Origin of the sequence: Sphingomonas turrisvirgatae (assembly GCF_001721295.1) — a bacterium.
GTDB classification, from domain to species: domain Bacteria; phylum Pseudomonadota; class Alphaproteobacteria; order Sphingomonadales; family Sphingomonadaceae; genus Sphingomonas; species Sphingomonas turrisvirgatae.
The window spans coordinates 42,699-63,115 of record NZ_MDDS01000018.1 but is presented as its reverse complement, the minus strand read 5'-3'; the positions used below and the strand labels follow the sequence as shown (position 1 = coordinate 63,115).

17 protein-coding genes are annotated in these 20,417 nt (G+C 66.6%); 9 read left to right on the top strand and 8 right to left on the bottom strand.

Annotation, left to right across the window (positions count from 1 at the left end; translation table 11 throughout):
* Positions 1-41: 41 nt before the first annotated feature.
* Genes hisG through nusB form a run of 3 tightly spaced genes read left to right on the top strand, consistent with a single transcriptional unit; the run spans position 42 to position 2,477 of the window.
* Positions 42-728: an ATP phosphoribosyltransferase gene (gene hisG / locus BFL28_RS08430; RefSeq protein WP_069320140.1), complete on the top strand. Its 687-nt coding sequence runs from the start codon at positions 42-44 to the stop codon at positions 726-728.
* Positions 725-2,023, top strand: a complete 1,299-nt coding sequence (hisD, locus tag BFL28_RS08425) for a histidinol dehydrogenase (protein ID WP_069320139.1) — start codon at positions 725-727, stop codon at positions 2,021-2,023. Before hisG ends, hisD begins: the two co-directional genes overlap by 4 nt.
* Complete coding sequence (gene nusB / locus BFL28_RS08420) at positions 2,016-2,477, top strand: transcription antitermination factor NusB (RefSeq protein WP_069320138.1); 462 nt, start codon at positions 2,016-2,018, stop codon at positions 2,475-2,477. Before hisD ends, nusB begins: the two co-directional genes overlap by 8 nt.
* 172 nt (positions 2,478-2,649) lie before the next feature.
* Here nusB and BFL28_RS08415 read toward each other — a convergent pair whose 3' ends face one another.
* Together BFL28_RS08415 and murA are read right to left on the bottom strand one after the other, a co-directional pair.
* Entirely contained in the window at positions 2,650-4,401 is a 1,752-nt protein-coding gene (locus BFL28_RS08415; protein ID WP_206599095.1) for a bifunctional metallophosphatase/5'-nucleotidase, read from the bottom strand.
* 234 nt (positions 4,402-4,635) lie between these two features.
* Positions 4,636-5,919 carry a UDP-N-acetylglucosamine 1-carboxyvinyltransferase gene (gene murA / locus BFL28_RS08410; protein ID WP_069320137.1) on the bottom strand — a complete coding sequence of 428 codons (1,284 nt, stop codon included), beginning with the start codon at positions 5,917-5,919 and terminating at the stop codon, positions 4,636-4,638.
* Between the two features lie 107 nt (positions 5,920-6,026).
* Here murA and BFL28_RS08405 point away from each other — a divergent pair, with 107 nt between their 5' ends.
* Positions 6,027-6,779 carry a Crp/Fnr family transcriptional regulator gene (locus BFL28_RS08405; RefSeq protein WP_069320136.1) on the top strand — a complete coding sequence of 251 codons (753 nt, stop codon included), beginning with the start codon at positions 6,027-6,029 and terminating at the stop codon, positions 6,777-6,779.
* Positions 6,780-6,812: 33 nt separating this feature from the next.
* Here BFL28_RS08405 and BFL28_RS08400 read toward each other — a convergent pair whose 3' ends face one another.
* The 6 genes from BFL28_RS08400 to BFL28_RS08375 all read right to left on the bottom strand — a co-directional run bounded on the left by BFL28_RS08400 (position 6,813) and on the right by BFL28_RS08375 (position 16,287).
* Positions 6,813-8,876 carry a S9 family peptidase gene (locus BFL28_RS08400; RefSeq protein WP_069320135.1) on the bottom strand — a complete coding sequence of 688 codons (2,064 nt, stop codon included), beginning with the start codon at positions 8,874-8,876 and terminating at the stop codon, positions 6,813-6,815.
* 36 nt (positions 8,877-8,912) lie between these two features.
* Positions 8,913-9,644, bottom strand: coding sequence for a L,D-transpeptidase family protein (locus tag BFL28_RS21095; protein ID WP_173655710.1), 732 nt, complete (start codon positions 9,642-9,644; stop codon positions 8,913-8,915).
* A gap of 94 nt (positions 9,645-9,738) precedes the next feature.
* Entirely contained in the window at positions 9,739-11,841 is a 2,103-nt protein-coding gene (locus tag BFL28_RS08390; protein ID WP_069320134.1) for a transglycosylase domain-containing protein, read from the bottom strand.
* Positions 11,842-11,940: 99 nt separating this feature from the next.
* Complete coding sequence (locus BFL28_RS08385; protein ID WP_069320133.1) at positions 11,941-14,004, bottom strand: S9 family peptidase; 2,064 nt, start codon at positions 14,002-14,004, stop codon at positions 11,941-11,943.
* A gap of 66 nt (positions 14,005-14,070) precedes the next feature.
* Positions 14,071-15,660, bottom strand: coding sequence for a serine hydrolase (locus tag BFL28_RS08380; protein WP_069320132.1), 1,590 nt, complete (start codon positions 15,658-15,660; stop codon positions 14,071-14,073).
* Positions 15,661-15,720: 60 nt separating this feature from the next.
* Complete coding sequence (locus tag BFL28_RS08375) at positions 15,721-16,287, bottom strand: HNH endonuclease (protein WP_069320131.1); 567 nt, start codon at positions 16,285-16,287, stop codon at positions 15,721-15,723.
* A 95-nt stretch (positions 16,288-16,382) separates the two neighbouring features.
* Here BFL28_RS08375 and gluQRS point away from each other — a divergent pair, with 95 nt between their 5' ends.
* The 5 genes from gluQRS to egtD are packed head-to-tail and all read left to right on the top strand — an operon-like array spanning position 16,383 to position 20,414.
* Complete coding sequence (gene gluQRS / locus BFL28_RS08370) at positions 16,383-17,228, top strand: tRNA glutamyl-Q(34) synthetase GluQRS (RefSeq protein ID WP_069320130.1); 846 nt, start codon at positions 16,383-16,385, stop codon at positions 17,226-17,228.
* Positions 17,229-17,284: 56 nt separating this feature from the next.
* Positions 17,285-17,512, top strand: coding sequence for a twin transmembrane helix small protein (locus BFL28_RS08365; protein ID WP_069320129.1), 228 nt, complete (start codon positions 17,285-17,287; stop codon positions 17,510-17,512).
* 48 nt (positions 17,513-17,560) lie between these two features.
* A complete protein-coding gene (locus BFL28_RS21235) occupies positions 17,561-18,130 on the top strand; it encodes a cob(I)yrinic acid a,c-diamide adenosyltransferase (RefSeq protein ID WP_069320128.1) in 570 nt (189 codons plus the stop codon).
* A 45-nt stretch (positions 18,131-18,175) separates the two neighbouring features.
* Positions 18,176-19,435 carry an ergothioneine biosynthesis protein EgtB gene (gene egtB, locus BFL28_RS08355; protein WP_069320127.1) on the top strand — a complete coding sequence of 420 codons (1,260 nt, stop codon included), beginning with the start codon at positions 18,176-18,178 and terminating at the stop codon, positions 19,433-19,435.
* 1 nt (position 19,436) lies between these two features.
* On the top strand, positions 19,437-20,414 hold the full coding sequence (egtD, locus tag BFL28_RS08350; protein ID WP_069320126.1) for an L-histidine N(alpha)-methyltransferase: 978 nt from the start codon (positions 19,437-19,439) through the stop codon (positions 20,412-20,414).
* The last annotated feature ends 3 nt before the right edge of the window (positions 20,415-20,417 follow it).

Sequence of the window (20,417 nt, the reverse complement as noted above, 5' to 3'; positions counted from 1 at the left end):
TGTTGCGCCCACCCCCGCCCCCAAGTAAAGGCGCGCAGCTTATGACCGCCGACCCGATCATCCTTGCCGTGCCGAAGGGACGCATCCTTGAGGAAGCGCTGCCCCTGCTCGGCGCTGCCGGCATCGTGCCGGAACCGGCGTTCAGCGACGAGAAAAGCCGCGCGCTGCGTTTCAAGACCAACCGGCCCGACATCGACCTCATTCGCGTTCGCGCTTTCGACGTCGCGACCTTCGTCGCGCACGGCGCGGCGCAGCTCGGCATCGTCGGGTCCGACGTGCTCGACGAATTCGCCTATTCCGAACTCTATGCCCCGGTGGACCTCGGCATCGGCCATTGCCGCCTGTCGGTGGCCGAGCCGGCGGAACTGGCCGCCAGCGACGATCCGCGTGGCTGGAGCCATGTTCGCGTCGCGACCAAATACCCCGCGCTCACCCGCCGCCATTTCGAGGCGCGCGGCGTGCAGGCCGAATGCATCAAATTGAACGGCGCGATGGAGCTGGCCCCCCTGCTCGGCCTCGCCCCGCGCATCGTCGATCTCGTCTCCTCGGGTCGCACGCTCAAGGAAAACGGGCTGGTCGAGGTCGAGGTGATTACGCAGGTGACCAGCCGCCTCGTCGCCAACCGCGCCGCGTTCAAGACGCGCGGCGAGATCGTGCCCCTGGTCGACGCGTTCCGCCGCGCGGTGGAATCGAAGGCGGCCCAAGCGCCCGCAGGGCAGGCAGCATGATCAAGCTGTCGACCTCCGAACCCGGTTTCGCCCAGGCGTTCCGCGAGCTGGTCAATGCACGCCGTGAAGCCGATGCCGATGTTGCACGCGACGTGCGCACCATCGTCGCCAGCGTTCGCGACGAAGGCGACGCTGCGCTCCACGCCTTCACGCGCAAGTTCGACAAGCACGATCTGAACGATACCGGCTGGCGCATCGAAAAGGCCGATTGCGCCGCCGCGCTCGAGGCGCTCGACCCCGCACTGCGCGACGCCTTGCAACTCGCCGCGGATCGCATCACCGCCTATCACGAACAGCAAAAGCCCGCTGACAGCGACACGACCGACGCCGCCGGCGTGCGCACCGGTGCGCGCTGGCAGGCGGTGGAGGCAGCCGGCGTCTACGTCCCCGGCGGTCGCGCGGCCTATCCCTCGTCGGTGCTGATGAACGCGATTCCTGCGCGCGTCGCCGGCGTCGATCGTCTCGTCATGGTCACCCCGACGCCGAATGGCGACGTCAACCCACTCGTCCTCGCCGCCGCGCACATCGCCGGGGTGGACGAAATCTGGCGCATCGGCGGCGCACAGGCGATCGCCGCGCTCGCCTATGGCACAGGCCGCATCGCCGCGGTTGACGTGATCACCGGCCCCGGCAATGCCTGGGTCGCCGAAGCCAAGCGCCAGCTTTACGGCGTGGTCGGGATCGACATGGTCGCCGGACCCAGCGAGATCGTCGTCGTCGCCGATGGCCGCAACGACCCCGACTGGATCGCCGCCGACCTCCTGAGCCAGGCGGAGCATGATCCCACCAGCCAGTCGATCCTGCTGACCGACGACGCGATCTTCGCCGGCAAGGTCGCTGCTGCAGTCGATGCGCAGATCGGCACATTGGCGACCAGGGCTACCGCGCGCCAAAGCTGGGACGCCAATGGCGCGATCATCGTCACCGCGACGCTCGACGAGGCGATCCCGCTGGTCAACAAGCTCGCGCCCGAGCATCTCGAACTCGCCGTGGACGATCCCGACGCACTGTTCGCCCGCGTGCGCCACGCCGGCTCGGTCTTCCTCGGCCGCATGACGCCCGAGGCGATCGGCGATTATGTCGCCGGTCCCAACCATGTCCTCCCAACCGGCCGCCGCGCACGTTTCGCCAGTGGCCTGTCGGTGCTCGACTTCATGAAACGCACCAGCTTCCTCGCGCTCGACGCGGCCGGTCTCGCCGCGATCGGCCCCGCCGCCGTCGCGCTGGCACAGGCCGAGGGTCTGCCCGCGCATGCCAAGTCGGTCGCCGTCCGTCTGGAACAGAATAATGCCTAGCCCAACTGCAAAGACTCGCTCGAAGGCGCGCGCCGCCGCACGTCTCGCCGCCGTTCAGGCACTCTACCAGCAGGAGATGGAGGGCACCGCCCTCCCTGTCCTGCTGACCGAATTCCACCAGCATCGCCTTGGCGCGACGATCGAGGATGTCGAATATGTCGACGCCGATCCGATGTTCTTCGACGATGTCGTCAAGGGCGTCGACGCGCGCCGCGGCGAGATCGACGCGCTGATCGCGTCAAAGCTGTCGGCCGACTGGAGCTTCGATCGCCTCGATCGCCCGATGCGCCAGATCCTGCGCGCCGGCACCTATGAACTCATCGCGCGCCAGGACGTGCCGACCGGTGCTGCGATCAGCGAATATCTCGACGTCACCGACGCGTTTTATGACCGCCGAGAGAAAGGCTTCGTCAACGGCCTGCTCGACGCGATCGCAAAGGAAGTGCGAAAGTAAGAAGAAGCGGGGTTCACGCTAAGGCGCAAAGGCGCGAAGGTAATCCATGGCCGCGCGAGCGGCTTTAATCGCTCAGCCTTGCGGTCGATTGCAACGGTGGTTCGGCTGGAAGCGCTTCGCGCGAAGCAAGACGCCTTCGCGTCTTCGCGCCTTTGCGCGAACCGCCTTCTTCCTACTCCGCCTTCCCCGCCGGCGTCACATCCTTGACCCGTCCCAACGCCGGCGGCTGAACGACCTGCCCCCGCGCGAACCACGCTTCCAGCGCGTCGAGGTCCAGCACCCCGCCCGCAACCACGCGGCCCACCGCCAGCGTGTCGAAACTGTCGCCGCCGCCACCCAAAAACCCGCTCAGCCCCACCCGATAGGTCGCAGCATCGTCCAGTGGCTTACCGCCCACCATCGGTGCGATCACGCGGCGTCCCGCGGCCTTCGACCGGTCGAAGCTATAGGTCATGCCCGACACGAACAGCAACTTAGGGCCGTCCACATTGGTGAATTGCTGCTCCAGCACCGCGCGCAGCTGCGCCCCGCTATATTCGCGCACCTGCAGGTTGTTGCCGAACGGCTGGACGGCATAGATATCGCCGAACGTCACCGACCCGTCCGCTGCCGGGACGATCGACGCGCGCACGCCGCCGGGGTTCATCAGCGAGAGCACCGCGCCATCCTTGCGCGTCGCGGCAAGCTGCGCATCGGCGATCAGCAGACCCAGTGGCGACTCCATGATTTCGCTATCCTCATTGCGCAGGATCGGCCCGGCAGCGCGCCCGACCACTCGCCTGGCGAGCGGCCCGGCGGCGGCGGCATATCGGGCGACATGCGCTGACATTGCCGGGTCGGCGGGCAGTGTCGGAAATGCCGGTGCCGGCTTGACCGGCCCCGCCGTGCTGAGGTTGCCGTCGCCTTGCACCACGACCTGCTTGGCGCTTTTGCCCGTCAGCTTGCGCGTCACCGGATCGAAGGTCAGGTCGATATCTGTGACGAATGCCCCGTAATTGCCCGCGCTGGTCAGCAGCACCGGGCGCGCGGCGTCGATCGTCGCAAAGTCGCAGACATAGGCACGGTGCGTATGCCCCGACACGACCAGGTCGACCGCTGGATCGAGCCGCTTCGTGATATCGATGATCGGCCCGGTCAGCCCGTCGCACGTGCCCGGCAGGTCAGTTCGCGCGGGATAACCGCCTTCATGGATCAGCACGACGATCGCGTCGGCACCCTGTGCCTTCAGCTGCGGCACCAACCTGTTCGCCGTCTCCGCTTCGTCCGCGAAGCTGTACCCCTTGATGCCCGCCGGATCGACATAGGTCGCGGTCATCCGCGTAGTCAGCCCGATAAAACCGATGCGGATCGCCTGCGCGCCATTGCCGAACGTCTTGATCGTCGTACCCGGCAACAGGCTGCTGCCGTCCGCGCGCACGGTATTGCCGGCGAGATAGCGATAGTTCGCACCCTTGAACGGCTCGAGCTGGCATGGCTGGCGCTCGGTCAGCTTCTCGCAGCCACCCTTTTGCAGGCGCAGTAGTTCGGCCGTGCCGCGATCGAATTCGTGGTTGCCGGCTGCGTTGATCTCGAGCCCCATCATGTTCATCGCGGTGACGGTCGGCTCGTCCAGGAACAGCGACGAAGTGAGCGGGCTGGCGCTGGTCAGGTCGCCGGCTGCGACGACGACGTTATACTGCGACTGCGCCTTCAATCGTGCGATCGCCGTCGCCAAATACGCCGCTCCGCCGGCCGGCACCTTCACCTTGGCGCCATCGGCAGCGGTCAACTCGACCGGCCGCCCGGGCACCTCCAGATTGCCGTGAAAGTCGTTGAGCGCGATGACCTTGACCGTCACCGGCGCGGCGGCCGTCGGGGCAGCTGCGCGCTGCATCGTGCAACCGGCGAGCGCGAGGGCGGCAACAGCGGTTAGGATCAACTTCATCGGCGCACGCCACTCCATCATTGCACGCCCAATAACCGCGGGATGTGACGGAAAAGAGGAAGAAAGGGTTCTCGCAAAGGCGCGAAGACGCAAAGATTTGCAGCCCCGGCGCGGAGCGCCTGAACCACAACAAGCGGTTCAACCGCGCCCATCGCCAAAGATGCAGAAAGCCGCTCTCGCGGCAGGACCACCTCTTCGCGCCTTGGCGCCTTTGCGTGAACCAACTTCCTTCTTCTATCCGTCACCCACCCGTTCGATATCCGCGCCAACCCCCTGCAGCTTTTCCTCGAGCCGCTCGTACCCGCGGTCGAGGTGGTAGATCCGGCTGACCTGCGTTTCGCCATCGGCGATCAGGCCGGCCAGGATCAGGCTCATCGACGCGCGCAGATCGGTCGCCATCACCGGCGCGCCGATCAGCCGATCGACCCCGCGCACGATCGCGGTGCGCCCGGAAACCTGGATATCCGCCCCCATCCGCGCCAGCTCGGGCACGTGCATATAGCGGTTCTCGAAGATCGTCTCGGTCAGCACGCTCGCGCCCGGCGCCTTGCACAGCATCGCCATGAATTGCGCCTGCATGTCGGTGGCAAAGCCCGGATAGGGTGCGGTCGACAGCGTGATCGGCTTCAACGGCCCGTCCGCCGCCACGCGGATGCCGCCCTTGGTCTCCTCGACCGTCACGCCCGCCTCGACCAGCGCGTCCAGCGTCGCGCGCATGTCGCCCGCCGCCGCCCCGACCAGTTCGATGTCACCGCCCGTGATCGCGGCGGCGCAGGCATAGCTGCCCGCCTCGATCCGGTCGGGCATGACCGAATAGGTTGCGCCATGCAGCCGCTCTCGGCCCTCGATCGTCAGCGTCTCGCCGCCGATGCCGTCGATCGACGCGCCCATGGCAACCAGCAGGTTGCACAGATCGACGATCTCAGGCTCACGCGCCGCATTTTCCAGCACGGTCGTGCCGCGCGCCGTCGCCGCGGCCATCAGGGCATTCTCGGTCGCGCCGACCGACACCACCGGAAAGCGATAGCGTCCTCCGGGGAGCCGTCCGCCGGGCGCCGTCGCCTTTACATAGCCTGCCGCCAGCTCGATCTCGGCGCCCATCGCCTCCAGCGCCTTGAGGTGCAGGTCGATTGGGCGGTTGCCGATCGCGCAGCCGCCCGGCAGCGACACGGTCGCCTCGCCCGCGCGGCCGAGCAGCGGCCCCAGCACCAGGATCGATGCGCGCATTTTCCGCACGATGTCATAAGGCGCGACCGAGCTGGTCAGGCTTGTCGCGCGCACCGTCAGCACTCGCCCGAACTCGCTCGGCCGCGTACCCTCGATCGCCGTCGACGCGCCCAGTTCGTTCAGGAGATGCCCGAACCCGTCCGCATCGGCCAGGCGCGGCAGGTTGCGCAGCGTCAGCGGCTCGTCGGTCAGCAGCGCGCACGGCATCAGCGTCAGCGCCGCATTCTTGGCGCCTGAGATCGTGATCTTGCCGGAAAGGCGCTTGCCGCCGCGAATGAGGATACGGTCCATCCCGGGGCTTCTATCGCTTCGCCCGCGCGGCGCAAGTTCAGCTGCGAGTCACCCGGCTTGATCGACTTTAATGCGCTGATTTCAACGGACTGCTTTGCACAGAACAAATGGGGGAAGGTACCGGCTTGTCACGCAGTTGTTTGGCGGATGTGCTCGGCGAGCGTGTAGCGCTTTCGCCAGCCGAACTATCCGCGCTTCAGCGGTTGGAGGAACGTCAGCGACATGTGCGTCGCGGGGCGATCCTGCTGCGCGAGAATGAAAGCAGCGGCGAGCTGTTCATTTTGCGCAAGGGGCTGATGATGTCCTATGTGCTGCTCGACGATGGCAGCCGCCAGATCCTGCGCTTCCTGTTCCCCGGCGACATTCTGGGCATCTCCAGCCTGGTTTATCGTGAATCGCCCGAGACGCTGTGCGCCCTGTCGGAGTGCGTGGTCTGCCCGTTCGATTATGCGACGTTCAGCGAGTTGCTGACCGAACACCCGCGCCTCTCCGCGCTGATCCTGGTGTTCAGCCAGATCGAGCGGGTGGCGCTGACCGACCGGCTGGCTGCGTTGGGACGCACCTCGGCCAAGGTTCGCGTCGCCGCGCTGCTGCTCGACCTGCGCAACCGGCTGCGCTCGACCGACAAGTCGATCACCGACAGCTACCCGCTCAGCCTGACGCAGGAAGAGATCGGCGACGCCACCGGGCTGACGGCGGTGCACGTCAATCGCATGCTGCGCCAGCTGGAGGAGGAAGGGCTGATCGCACGCAATTCGGGTCGCGTCACGCTGCTCGACGAACGCGGGCTCGCGCGCGCCGCCAACTATGTCGATCGCTATGAGGGGCTGGACCTCAGCTGGCTCCCGCGGGCGGACTAGGCTCAGGCCCGCGTCCCGCCCCGGGCAGACGGGTCAGACTTCGACCACGCCCAGCTGCCACAGCACGAAGGCATTTTCTTCGGCAGTTTCCTTCAGGCTCTCCCACCGGCCCGACTTGCCGCCATGCCCGGCGCCCATGTTGGTCTTGAGCAACAGCAGATTGTCGTCGGTCTTGGTCGCACGCAGTTTGGCGGCCCATTTCGCCGGTTCCCAATAGGTAACGCGCGGATCGTTGAGCCCGCCCGAGATGAACAGCGGCGGATAGGCCTGCGCCGTGACATTGTCATAAGGCGAATAGGAGCGGATCAGCTCGAACGCAGCCTTGTCCTCGATCGGATTGCCCCATTCGGGCCATTCGCCCGGCGTCAATGGCAGGCTGTCGTCCAGCATTGTGTTGAGCACATCGACGAACGGTACGTCCGCGACCACCGCACCCCACAGCTCGGGATCGGAATTGATCACCGCGCCCATCAGCTCGCCGCCCGCCGATCCGCCGGCGATGGCAATCCCGCCCTGGTGCGTGAAGCCTTGCTCGATCAGCCCCCTTGCCACGTCGACGAAGTCGTTGAACGTGTTGGTCCGCTTGTCCAGCTTCCCGTCGTGATACCATTGCTGGCCCAGATCGTCGCCGCCGCGGATGTGGGCGATAGCAAAGGCGACACCGCGGTCGAGAAACGACATGCGGCTGGTCGAAAAGCCGGGCGGGATCGCGATGCCGTAAGCGCCATAGGCATAGAGGTAGAGCTTGCCCGACCCATCGCGCGGAAAGTCCCTGGGATAGACGATCGAGCATGGCACCTGCGTGCCGTCGCGCGCGACGATCTTCAGCCGCTCGGTCGCATATCTGTTCGCGTCGTAGCCCGACGGTATGATCTGGACCTTCAGCGTCTCCAGCGCGCCAGTGGCCACGTCATAGTCATAGACCGTGCCCGGCGTGACCATCGAATTATAACCGATGCGCAGCTTCTCCATCCGATATTCCGGATTGTCGCCCAGCCCCGCGACATAGCTTGCCTCCGGAAACGCGATCCGCTTGCCTAGCCCGCCGGCATAGGAATGGATCTCGATCTGATCGAGCCCGTCCTCGCGCCCCTCGACCACGAAATAGTCGGCAAAGGTCGTGACGCCGGTCATGTAGAAATGATCCGATGGCGCAATCCGCTCGACCCACTCGCCCGGACGCTCAATGCTCGCGGTCACCAGCCGCCAGTTGGTGTGCGTGTCGTTGGTGTGGATGAACAGCGTGCCGTCATGCTCCTCCACGTCATATTCGCGCCCCGGCTGGCGCGCGGCGACCAGGATCGGCTCCGCCGCCGGATTGTCGGCGGGCAGCAGGCGGACTTCGCTGGTCACATGGTCGCCGGTCGAGATCACCAGCCATTTGCGCGACTGGGTTTCGCCCACACCGACGCGATAACCTTCGTCATCCTCATGATAGAGTTCGACATCCTGGCTGACCGGCTGGCCGAGCCGGTGCCAGCGGGCATTGTCGGTGCGCCACTGCGCGTTCGCCACGCCATAGAGGAAGCCCTTGGAATCGGCCGTCCAGACGAGGTCCGAAAGCACGTCCGAAATCGTGTCGGGCAGCAGTTCGCCAGTGCTCAGGTCCTTGACCCGCACCGTGAACCGCTCGGACCCGTTATCGTCGATGGCATAGGCCAGCAGCCGGTCGTCCGGGCTGATCGAAAGCTCGCCCAGGCGGAAATATTCCCTTCCCTCGGCCAGTTTCGGCTCGTCCAGGATCAGTTCGTCGGCGCCACCTTCGACCGGCCGGCGCCACCAGCGGCGGTACTCGCCCCCGGTCTCGTGGTCGCTCCAGTAAAGATAGGCGCCGTCCTTTTGCGGCACGGTCGCATCGTCTTCCTTGATCCGCCCGCGCATCTCCTGGAACAGCGTGTCGGCCAGCGGCTTCAGCGGCGCCATCACCGCTTCGTAATAGGCGTTCTCCGCCTCAAGATAGGCGAGCACGTCCTTGTCGGTAACGTCAGGATAGCCCGGATCGCGAAGCCAGGCCCAGGGATCCTCGATCCGGACGCCGTGGCGGTCGAAGCTGTAGGGACGGGTCGCGGCGACGGGGGGCTTGGGAAGATCGGTCATCGCGCTGACTTAGCGTTACGCAGGCCCGGCACAAGCCTAGCTCGTGATCGCCCCGCCCAGCCCCAGCCGCTTGCCGCGCGTGATGATCACCCGATCGCCCAGCCTGGCCTGCGCGAACAAGAGCTTTGCAAAGGCCAGCGGCACGCCGATGCAACCATGCGTGGCATAGCGGGCATCGATCTTCGCCGACGCATGGATCGCCACGCCGTCATTGGTCAGCCGCATCATGTAAGGCATCGGCGCGCCATACAGGTTCGAGATGTGGTGCACCTTCTTCTGCGTGATCTTGTGCTGGCCGAGCGGTGTCGGATGGGAGTCCGCGCCATAGAGGATCGCCGTGGCGCCGATCTCGTACCCATCGCGAAACACCGACAAGGTCTGCGCTTCCAGATCGACCGTGATCACGAGCGGGCCGTCGGCAGGCACCCCTTGCGTATCCCAGAAATAGCTGCCGAAGCGGATCGGCCCATCGATCGGCAGCACGCGCTTGACCACCAGCGGTTCGGGGGTGGCGGGGGTCTCCCGCAGCGCAGGCGCAGCAGCGACCTTGCCCGGCGCAGGCTGCGGCAGGGCAGGCGTTCGGGCCGGTCGCGTGCTGACCGGCTGCGCGAGGACGGGCTGCTTGGCGACCGCGTGCGTGGCGGTGGGCGCATCGCGCCCGCCCGACGCGATCAGCGCGCCACCGCTCGCCGCCAGCACGATCGCGGCGGCAATGCCGCTCACTGCCAGTCCGGCACGCGACAGCCTGAAGCGATTCCAGTTCCACATGCGATTGTATCTCGCGCGCACCACTAGCGCTGACCAGCCGTCAATTTCGTCCGTCCCACCCGGGGACATGGCCGGCGCGTGCTAACGAATGCGGTTAGAAGCCGTCTTCCTCCGGAACGGGCTCGCGCCGCCGGCGGTCGCGCTCGGGCGGCGGCTCGTCGAAACCGGGATCGTCCTCCGGCCGCGTCATTTCGAAGCTGCCATCGGGGTTCAACCGCACGCCCAGACCCTGGCCGCCAAAGCTGCCCTCGATCTCGATCGGCCGGTCGATGAAATTGCCGTCACCCTCGTCCAGCACGTCGCTGGCATTGTCGAACGTTTCGACTACCGGCTTGGGTTTTGCCGCGACGCCCAGCGCCTGAGCCATGAAGTCGCGCCACACCCGCGCCGGCGCACCTCCGCCGGCCAGGCCCGGATTGGGCGTATTGTCGTCATTGCCCATCCACACCGCCGTCACGATCCCTTCGGCATAGCCGACGAACAGCGCATCGCGATTGTCCTGCGTCGTGCCGGTCTTGCCAAACGTCTCGACCGACAGCGCCGCGCTGCGCCCCGTGCCCTCGTTCACCGCCGCGGCCATGAGGTCGCGCATCCCCTCCAGTTCGCGCTGGCCCAGCGAACGGCGGATATTGGCGATGCGGTCGAACCAGCCCGGCTCATCGGTCTGCGACAGGCCGCGCGGCACCACCGGCGCATCGCCCTGCGCGATCGCGGCATAGGCGGCGGTCAGTTCGAGCAGCGAGACGGTCGACGTGCCCAGCGCGATCGAAGCCTCGCTCGCGATCGGCGTCGATATGCCAAGGTCGCGCGCCGCGCGGATCACCGCCGCCGGCCCAACCTGCTTGGTCAGCCGCGCCGCCGCGACGTTGCTCGACCGCGCAAATGCCTGGCGCAGCGTGATCTCGCCCAGATAGCGCCCGTCGCTGTTCCTGGGACTCCACTCCCCGATCGTCACCGGCTCGTCCAGCACGGTCGAATCCGGCGTCATGCCACTGCGCAGCGCGGCAAGGTACACGAACAGCTTGAACGTCGATCCCGGTTGCCGCCGCGCCTGAGTCGCGCGGTTGAACGGCGACTTGGCGTAATCCTTCCCGCCGACCATCGCGACGACGCGACCGTCGGGCCGCATCGCGACGATCGCGATTTGCGCCTCGCGCAGCCCGGCATTGCGCACCGCCCGCTCGGCGGCGCGCTGCATCCTTGTCTCCAGCGTGGTCGTGACGGTCCGCTCAGCGGTCAGTTCGCCTTCCATGTCGCGCGCCTGCGGCAGTACCCAGTCGGCGAAATAGGTGCCGGTCGGCAGCGCCTTGCTTTTGCTGAGCCGCAACCGCGCCGGGCCGATGTCCGCCGCCTCGGCCGGAGTCAGCAAGCCCGCATCGACCATCGTGCCGATCACCACCCTCTGCCGCGCCTGCGCGCCCTTGAGGTTCCCCGACGGCGCCAGCCGCGAGGGCGCCTTGACCAGGCCCGCCAGCATCGCCGCCTGACCCGTCGTTAGGTCGATCGCCGGTCGGCTGAAATAGTGCCGGGCGGCCGCATCCAGGCCATACTGGTTGTCGCCGAAATAAACGTTGGAGAGGTAGCGCGACAGAATCTCGTCCTTGGTCAACCACGCCTCCAGCCAGAATGCGATCAACACCTCCTGGAACTTGCGGCCCATGGTGCGCTTGCTGCTCAAGAACGCATTCTTGGCCAGCTGTTGCGTGATCGTGCTGCCGCCCTGCGAACTGCCGCTGGTGAACAGGTTGTGGAAGAAGGCGCGCGCGATGCCGCGCGGATCGATCCCCCAATGCGTGCGGAAGCGGCGGTCCTCGACCGCGATGAACGCATCGACGACATGTTGCGGCAGCCTGGTCGCATCGACCGGCTTGCCCACGATCGCCCCGGTCCGCGCGATCGGCGTGCCCTCCGCCGACAGCAAGGTGATCGACGGTGGCACCGGCGGCTCGAGCGATTTGGAGAGCGGCGCGGTGAAGATCAGCCACGCCACCGCCACGATCAGCAGCACGATCAGCGCGGCAAGCCCGCGGCTGATCCAGCGCCAGCTCAGCCACCAGCGGCGCGGCCGTTTGGGCGGCTCGGGCGGATCGCCGCCACCCATATCGTCGAAGGAAGCATGGGGCGACGCCGGATCGGGCGCGCCAAATCGAGGCGCCATGGGATCGGCGACGGGCGGATAAGGGGTATCGTAGCGCATCGGGGCGTTAACTGTATTAGCCCGATATTACAGCCGGAGCAAGCGCCCGCCGCTTAACCATGAGCCAAAGCGGCGGGCGGGCTGCTCAGTTGTCCCCGATCACTTCTGAGCCGTCACCTTGGGCGCCGCCTCGGCCAGCCCCGGCACGAAGCTCGCCCCTTCCAGCACCTGCAGGCTCGATCCCTTGAAGTCGTCGCCGATCGGTTGCACCCGGCCGCCCAGGCACTTGCCCAGGAAGCCTTCACTGATCCCGAAGAAGCTCAGGCGGTTCTCCGGCCGGACAAAGCCATGCCCCTCGTCGGGATAGTTGATATAGGTGACCGGCAGCTTCTTGGCCTTCATCGCCGCGACGATCTGGTCGCTTTCGGCCTTCACCACGCGGGGATCGTTGCCGCCCTGTCCGATCAGCAGCGGCTTCTTGATCGCGTCGACCCGGCTGATCGGCGACTGCGCCATCATCCGCGTCACGTCCTCGGGCTTACCGGGATCGCCGATATGCTTGTAGAAGGTGCCTTCCAGGATCGGCCGCCAATAGGCCGGGAAGCTTTCCATCAGCGTCTTGAGGTTCGATGGCCCCACGATATCCACGCCGCAGGCAAAGGTGTCGGGGGTAAAGGTCAGGCCCACCAGCGTCGCATAGCCGCCATAGGATCCGCCCATGATCGCGACCTTGTCCTTGGTCGTGACCCCGCCCTTGATCGACCAGTCGACCGCATCGATCAGGTCCTGGTGCATCTTGCCCGACCATTCGCCGATCGCCGAATTGACGAAGCCCTTCCCGAACCCGGTCGAGCCACGATAGTTGACCGACAGCACGGCATAACCGCGATCCGCCAGCCACTGATGCGCACTGTTATAGCCATAGGCGTCGCGCGCCCACGGGCCGCCATGCACGAACAGCACCATCGGCACTGCCTTGTCCGCCTTGCCGTCATTGTTCGCGTCGGCCGCGGCGGGCAGCGTCAGGTAGCTGACCAGCGTCTTGCCGTCGCCGGTCGGAATTTCGACCGGCCACATCGGCCGCAGCTTGTAGACGGCAAGATCGGGCCGCGTGTCGTACAATTTGGTGAGCGACTTGGCCTTGCGGTCATAGATATAGGCGCTCGCCGGCTGTTCGGCCGCGCTCGCCGCGACGATCAGCTTCGATCCGTCATCGGTGGACGAGATGATGCTCACCTCGCCCGGCAGCTTGGACTTGAGGAAATCGAAATCGGCCTTCGCGTCGGCACGCAGCGGGGTCCACTCGTTACGCAGATAATTCACCGAATAGGCGATCGGCTCATAGGTCTGCGGGTCGGTCAGCAGGCCCTGGATATCCGCGCGGTCGCTCGCCGCGATCACGTCGGTCTTCAGGCTCGTGACATCCATCTTGACCAGCGCCGCCTTGTCGCGGCCGCGGCTGTCCACCCAATACAGGGTGCTGCCGTCCTTGTTGAACCCGATCGGGGTGGTGGTCAGCGCATCCTCCACGCCGATCGCGGCGACCTCGGTCCCCTTGCCCTGCGCATCCAGCCGGAACAGCTTCGTGCCCCCGCCCGGCACCTGGCTCATGGCAAAGCGCGGCTTCAGCTGATTGTCGGTGACCCACTGGCCATATCCGGGGTTCTGCATCACCATCTTGCTCGCGCCGGTCCTGTAATTGACCTCGTACAAGTCGAAGAATTGTGGATTGCGGTCGTTCAGGCCGACCAGCACCACGTCGGGCCGGTCCTTGCTCACCCCCTCGATCTGCGCGCGCACCTTGTCGCCCGCCTTGGTGAGCGCGATGTCCGCGCCGGTCGCGATCGCCACCGAATGGATGCGAAAATTCTCGTTCCCGCCGGCATCCTGCTGATAGATGATGTGCTGCGCATCCGGTGCCCAGAAATAGCTTTGCAGGCCGCGCTTGGTTTCCTTGGTCAGCGGCTTGCCGGCGGCCAGGTTTCCAATCGGCGCAACCCACACGTTCATCACGCCGTTCACCGGCGCCAGCCAGCTGACATGCTTGCCGTCCGGGCTGATCTGCCCGCCCGACCGGCTGGGATTGCCGAAGATCTTCGCACGGGGGATCAGGCTGTCGCCCCCTGCCTGTGGCGCCGCCGTCACGCCGGCCGTGCCCATCAATGCCGCGCCCAGCAGCAGTGCGGCGCTCGCTCTGGCAAGCGCGCTCATGTTCCGTTTCATCGTCAGTCCTCCCGTTGAAGTCGTACAGCTATCTCCGTTGGTGTGTTATTACAATAACACGCTTACTCAACGCACCGGCACGAACTCGAGATGATGGAAGTCGTAGCTGAAATCCGCGAGCGGCGAGAGCGCTTTCATCGTGACGCCGGCGACCTTCCCGTCCTTCACGTCGAACGTGACGACCGCATCCTCGCCTGCTCCCGGCTTCATCCGCGTGCGGAACGCGTCGCTCCCCCATGGCTCGAGTTTGCTCGCAAATTGCGGTGTCGGCACGAAATCGATGTGCAGCGCCCCGCCCCGCACGCTGACCACGATGTCGCCATACCAGGCGTCGCGATAGCGCCCGGCATAGCTGGCGAGCGGCAGGGTCGGCTTGCCCGCGGGCGGCGCCTGACCGCCCGCGTTCGAGGCGATCGCATTCTCCTGCGCCAGCTTGTTGCGCGCGACATAGCTTGCCACCCAGTCAAAGGCCGGCGTGACGCCCAGCAACTCGTCCAGGATCGCGTTGCGGATGCCGCTCGACACATTGTCCTCGGTGTTGCTGAACACCGCGACGCCGATGCCCGCCGACGGGATCATCGCGGTTTGCGTCACCTGTCCAGACAGGCCGCCAGAATGGCTGATCAGCCGCTTGCCCCGGTAATCCTGCACCTGCCAGCCCAGCGCATAGCCGGCGATCACCGGGCGCGCCGGGTTCAGCTCGGTGCCGCCATCGCTCGACGACATGATGACTTGCGGCGTCCACATCTCGGCCGCGCTCTGCGCGCTCCACAGCCGCTTGCCGTCAGCCAGCTTGCCCTGCGCCAGCTGCGCCTCAAGCCATTTTGCGATGTCCGTGACACTCGCGTTGATCCCGGCGCCGGCGTCGATCAGCGGCGATTCATCGGGCTGAATGACCTTCAAGGACCCCACCCCGCGCACCGGCGGTCCTAGCCGCGCATGCCGCCCGGCGACATTGGCGGTCTTCAGCAGTTCGAGCGAGGGGACCGCGTCCACCATGCCGAGCGGCGTCAGCAGCCGCGCCTGCACGAAATCGCGCCAGCGCATCCCCGACACGCGCTCGATCAGCACGCCCGCGACGATGTAGAGGATGTTGTCATAGTCGTAGCCGGTCCGAAAACCGCGCACCGGCTTCAGATATTGCAGCCCGCGGATCACCTGCGCCGCGTCCGCGCTTGACCGTGGAAAGTACATGAGGTCGCCGGCACCGAGCGGCAGGCCCGAGCGATGCACCAGCAGGTCGCGCACCGTGAACATCGCGGTCACCGCCGGATCGGCCATCTTGAACTCGGGCAGATGCTTGGTCAGCGCATCGTCCCAGTCCAGCTTCTTTTCCTCGACAAGGCAGGCGATCGCCGCGGCGGTGAACGCCTTGCTGTTCGACGCGATGCCGAACCGCGTGTGCGCGTCGACCGCGCCCGGCTTGCCCAGTGTGCGCACGCCATAACCCTTCAGCCACGGCGCCTGCCCCTTGCGAACGATGGCGACACCGATGCCTGGCGTGTCGAAGGCGCGCATGAACCGCGTGACGATGTCGTCCACTGCCGCATCGATCGGCGCAGCATTCGCCGTCTGCGCCCAGCCCGGCAACGCTAGCGCGCTCGCCCCGCCCACGCCCAGTGCCAGCACATGCCGCCGATCCACCAAACCGCTCATCGCAATCTCCAAGAATGCGAATGGCTTAGTGTCGATCGTGAGATTGTCGAGCGGCGCGCGTCAGGCGAGCAGCTCGATGTCCCAATACAGCCAATCGCGCCACGTCTCGTGCAGGTAATTGGGCGGAAAGCTCCGACCATGCTCCTGCAGCTGCCAGCTGGTCGGCCGGATCGGCGCGACGTGCAGCGGCATTGCGGCCTGGCGCGGCGTGCGCCCGCCCTTTTTCAGATTGCAGGGCGCACAGGCGGTCGCGACATTCTCCCACGTCGTGCGCCCGCCCTGCGCGCGCGGTACCACGTGATCGAAGGTCAGGTCCTTCCCGGTCCCGCAATATTGGCATTCGAACTTGTCGCGCAGGAACAGGTTGAAGCGCGTAAAGGCGGGGAATTGCGAGGGCTTCACATATTGCTTGAGCGCGATCACGCTCGGCAGCTTGATCGCGGCGGTCGGACTTCTCACCTCGCGCTCGTAATGGCTGACGATATCCACTCGATCCAGGAACACCGCCTTGATCGCGGTCTGCCACGGCCACAGGCTCAGCGGATAATAGGACAGCGGCGTATAGTCGGCATTGAGCACAAGGGCGGGACACCCATCGGGATGGCGGATCAGATCGGGATGGTACATGGTCCCCCTCAAGTCCGTATCGTGCCAACGCTCCTCGCCACGAAGCATTACGTCGTCATGACACCATATAGGATGAGTCACGGTCAAGAGCGCGCATGACCATCGTCACCCGATTTGCTCCCAGTCCCACCGGCCGCCTCCACGCCGGCCACGCCTTTTCCGCGATCCAGGCGCACGACTTTGCGCGATCGCGCGGCGGCCGGTTCCTGCTGCGGATCGAGGATATCGACGGCACCCGCTCGCGCCCTGAGCATGTCGAGACGATCCTCGCCGATCTGCGCTGGCTCGGCCTCGCCTGGGACGGGGCGGTGCTGTTCCAGTCGCAACGGCTGCCGATCTACCAGGCCGCGCTCGACGATCTGCGCGCGCGCGGCCTGCTCTATCCCTGTTTCTGCACGCGCGCCGACATCGCCGCCAGCATGACCGCCCCGCACGGGCCGGAAGGCGCGATCTATCCCGGCACGTGCCGCGCGCGCGCCGCGCCCGACCTTGCCAGGCCGCATTGCTGGCGGCTCGACATGGCAGGCGCGCTCGCGGCCGTCGATCAGCCGCTCTTCTTCCACGATTCCCGGCGCGGCCTGGTCGACGCCGACCCGCTCGCGCATGGTGACGTGGTCCTCGCCCGCAAGGACGCGCCTGCCTCTTACCACCTCGCCGTCACGCTCGACGATGCGGCGCAAGGCGTGACCGACGTGGTCCGCGGCGCGGATCTGCTGCCGGCCACGCACGTCCATCGCCTGCTCCAGGCCCTGCTCGGCCTGCCGACGCCGCGCTACCACCACCACGCGCTGCTTGCCGGCACCGATGGCCAGCGCCTGGCCAAGCGCCACGGCGCGCCGACCCTGTCCGCGCTGCGCGAGCGCGGCGTCGATGGCTCTGCCTTTGCCGATGCGCTGCGACAGGGCGAACTGCCGGTTGGATTCGGCGTCACGAGCGCCTAGATAAGCGGCATGCCGCCGCCTGCGCAGCGCAGCCGGGGGCGCATTGGAAAGCCACCATGAAACTGTTCCTCGTCCTGCTCCTGGTCGCCGCGATGATCGCGACCGTGGTCGCCCTCGTCCGGGGCATCGTCGCGTTCCTCAAGGTGACTGAAGCCGATCTGAAGGGCACCGGGCCCAGCCAGGCTGCGCTCAAGTCGAACAAGATGATGCAGCAGCGCATCCTGTTCCAGGGCGTCGCCATCGCCATCGTCGCCCTGCTTCTGCTGCTCGCCAGCACGAGCTGAGCGTGCGGTCGATCGCCCGCGCGGTAGCGGCGGCTGGGCGCTGCTGAAATGGTCAAGCTCAACAGGATCTACACCCGCACCGGCGATGACGGCACGACCGGGCTGGTCGATGGCTCGCGCCTGCCAAAGTGCGACCCGCGCATGGCCGCGATCGGCGATGTCGATGAATTGAACAGCGCGATCGGCGTCGCCATCGCTACCCTGGGCGACGCCGATCCGGCGCGCCTGCTCGCAACGATCCAGAACGACCTGTTCGACCTTGGCGCCGACCTCGCCACCCCGGGCGAGCGCTTCGAGCCGACCGAAATGTCGCTGCGCATCGTACCGGCACAGGTGGCGCGCCTCGAACTCGCCATCGACGCCGCGAACGCGGCGCTGGCCCCGCTCACCAGCTTCATCCTGCCTGGCGGCACGCCAGCCGCTGCCGCGCTGCACCTTGCCCGCGCCATTGCCCGCCGCGCCGAACGCAGCGCCGTCGCCGCCGCGCAAACCGTCGCGCTCAACCCGCAGGCGCTCGCCTATCTCAACCGGCTGTCCGATCTCTTGTTCGTTCTTGCCCGCGAAATGAACCTTTCGCGCAGCGGCGACGTTCTGTGGGTGCCGGGAGCCTCCCGCTAACATAGATCGGTTTGCGCGGCACCGTCCTGCCGCGCTGGGACAACCATGCGAACGGATGTGAGCCTGTCCGTGCGTGAGTCATCGCTGTCGTCGCGGTACCGGCAGGTCCGCGATCTCAGCGTCGCGCTCGTGCGACCCCTGTCGGACGCGGACGCCACCGTCCAGTCGATGGACGACGCCTCGCCGGCCAAATGGCATCTGGCGCACACGAGCTGGTTTTTCGAAACCTTCGTGCTGCGCGACTTCGTCGCCGGTTACCGGCTCCACGACGACCGCTTCCCGTTCCTGTTCAACAGCTATTACGAGGCCGAAGGCCAGCGTCACGCCCGCCCGCGCCGCGGCATGCTCACCCGCCCGACGCTCGATGAAGTGCTCGCCTACCGCGCCGCTGTCGACGCCGCCCTGCTCACCGCCCTGCCTGACCTTCCAGCTTCCGCCCAGGCGCTCGTCGAACTCGGCTGCCATCACGAGGAACAGCATCAGGAACTGCTGCTGACTGACATCCTCCACCTCTTCGCGCAAAATTCCCTGCAAGCGGCGATCTGGCCCGGCGATCCGAAAGTGCCGGTCGCCATGCCCGGTCCGATCCAGTGGATCGAAGGCGCAACGGGGCCGGTCGAGATCGGCGCGACCGCCGACGGCTTCGCGTTCGATTGCGAAGGCCCGCTCCACGCCACGCTGCTCCACCCCCATGCACTCGCCGACCGCACCGTCACGAACGGCGAATGGGCGGCGTTCATCGCCGATGGCGGCTATGCCGACCCGCGCCACTGGCTGTCCGACGGCTGGGCCTGGGTCAAGGCTGAGGGGGTCGCCGCCCCGCTCTATTGGGAACGACAGGCGGGCGTCTGGACCCGCTTCGGCCTCGATGGTCGCCGTCCGCTGGATCCCGCTGCGCCGGTCACGCATGTCAGCTTCTTCGAGGCCGACGCCTATGCCAGCTGGGCCGGCGCGCGCCTGCCGACCGAAGCCGAATGGGAAGCCGCCGCGTCGAGCCACGATCCACGCGCCGGCAACCTGCTCGACGCCGCAGGCCCCATCGAACCGCGCCCGGCGGCCGGCGGCCCGGCCTTTTTTGGCGATGTCTGGGAATGGACCGGCAGCGCCTACCGCCCCTATCCCGGCTTCCGCGCTGCGGAAGGCGCGGTCGGCGAATATAACGGCAAGTTCATGAGCGGGCAGTTCGTCCTGCGCGGCGGCAGTTGCGCAACGCCGCGCGGTCATGTCCGCGCCAGCTATCGCAACTTTTTCTACCCCCATCAGCGCTGGCAATTCACCGGCGTCCGGCTGGCAAGGGACCTTTAGGATGCTGAAACAGGAAGTCGAGGACGGCCAGCATTCGCTCGTCGACCCGCAATTCCGCGCTGATGTCGTCTCTGGCCTGCTCGCCCGCCCACGCGCCATTCCCGCGCGCTGGTTCTACGACCATCGCGGATCCGAACTGTTCGAGGATATCACGCAGCTCCCCGAATATTACCCGACCCGCACCGAAACCGCGCTGCTCGAACGCGTCTGCCCCGACGTCGCGCGCGCGGTCGATCCGGGCAGCGCGGTGGTCGAGTTCGGCTCCGGGTCATCGCTCAAGACGCCGCTGCTGCTGCGCTGCGTCCGCCCGACCGCCTATATCCCGATCGACATTTCCGGCGACTTCCTGCGCGAGTCCGCCGCCACGATCGCCGACGAATTTCCCGATATCTCGGTCGAGCCGCTGGAAGGCGATTTCCTGAAGCCGCTGAAACTCCCGGCCGATGTCAGCGCCCTTGCCAAGCTCGGCTTCTTTCCCGGCTCGACCATCGGCAACATGACCCCGGCGGCGGCCGTCGACCTGCTGCGCGCGATGCGCCAGTCGCTGGGCATTGGCGCTTCGCTGCTGATCGGGATTGACCGGATCAAGGACCCCGCCGTCCTCCTGTCCGCGTATGACGATGCGCAGGGCGTCACCGCCTCGTTCAACTTGAACCTGCTCACCCGCATCAACCGCGAGATCGCCGGCACGATACCCTTGGACGCCTTTCGCCATGTCGCGCGCTGGAACGACGATCTGGCCCGGATCGAGATGCACCTGGAAGCCACCCGCGACGCGACGTTCGACGTCGATGGACGCACGTTCGACATGGCGGCCGGCGAAACCATCCATACCGAGAACAGCCACAAATACGGCTCGCGCGACGCTCGCCTGCTACTCGCCGCCGGCGGCTGGACCGTGACGCGCGAATGGACCGACGATGCGGACTGGTTCGCGCTGTATCTCGCCCAGGCGCGCGACCTTCCCGCCGCGCCATGACCG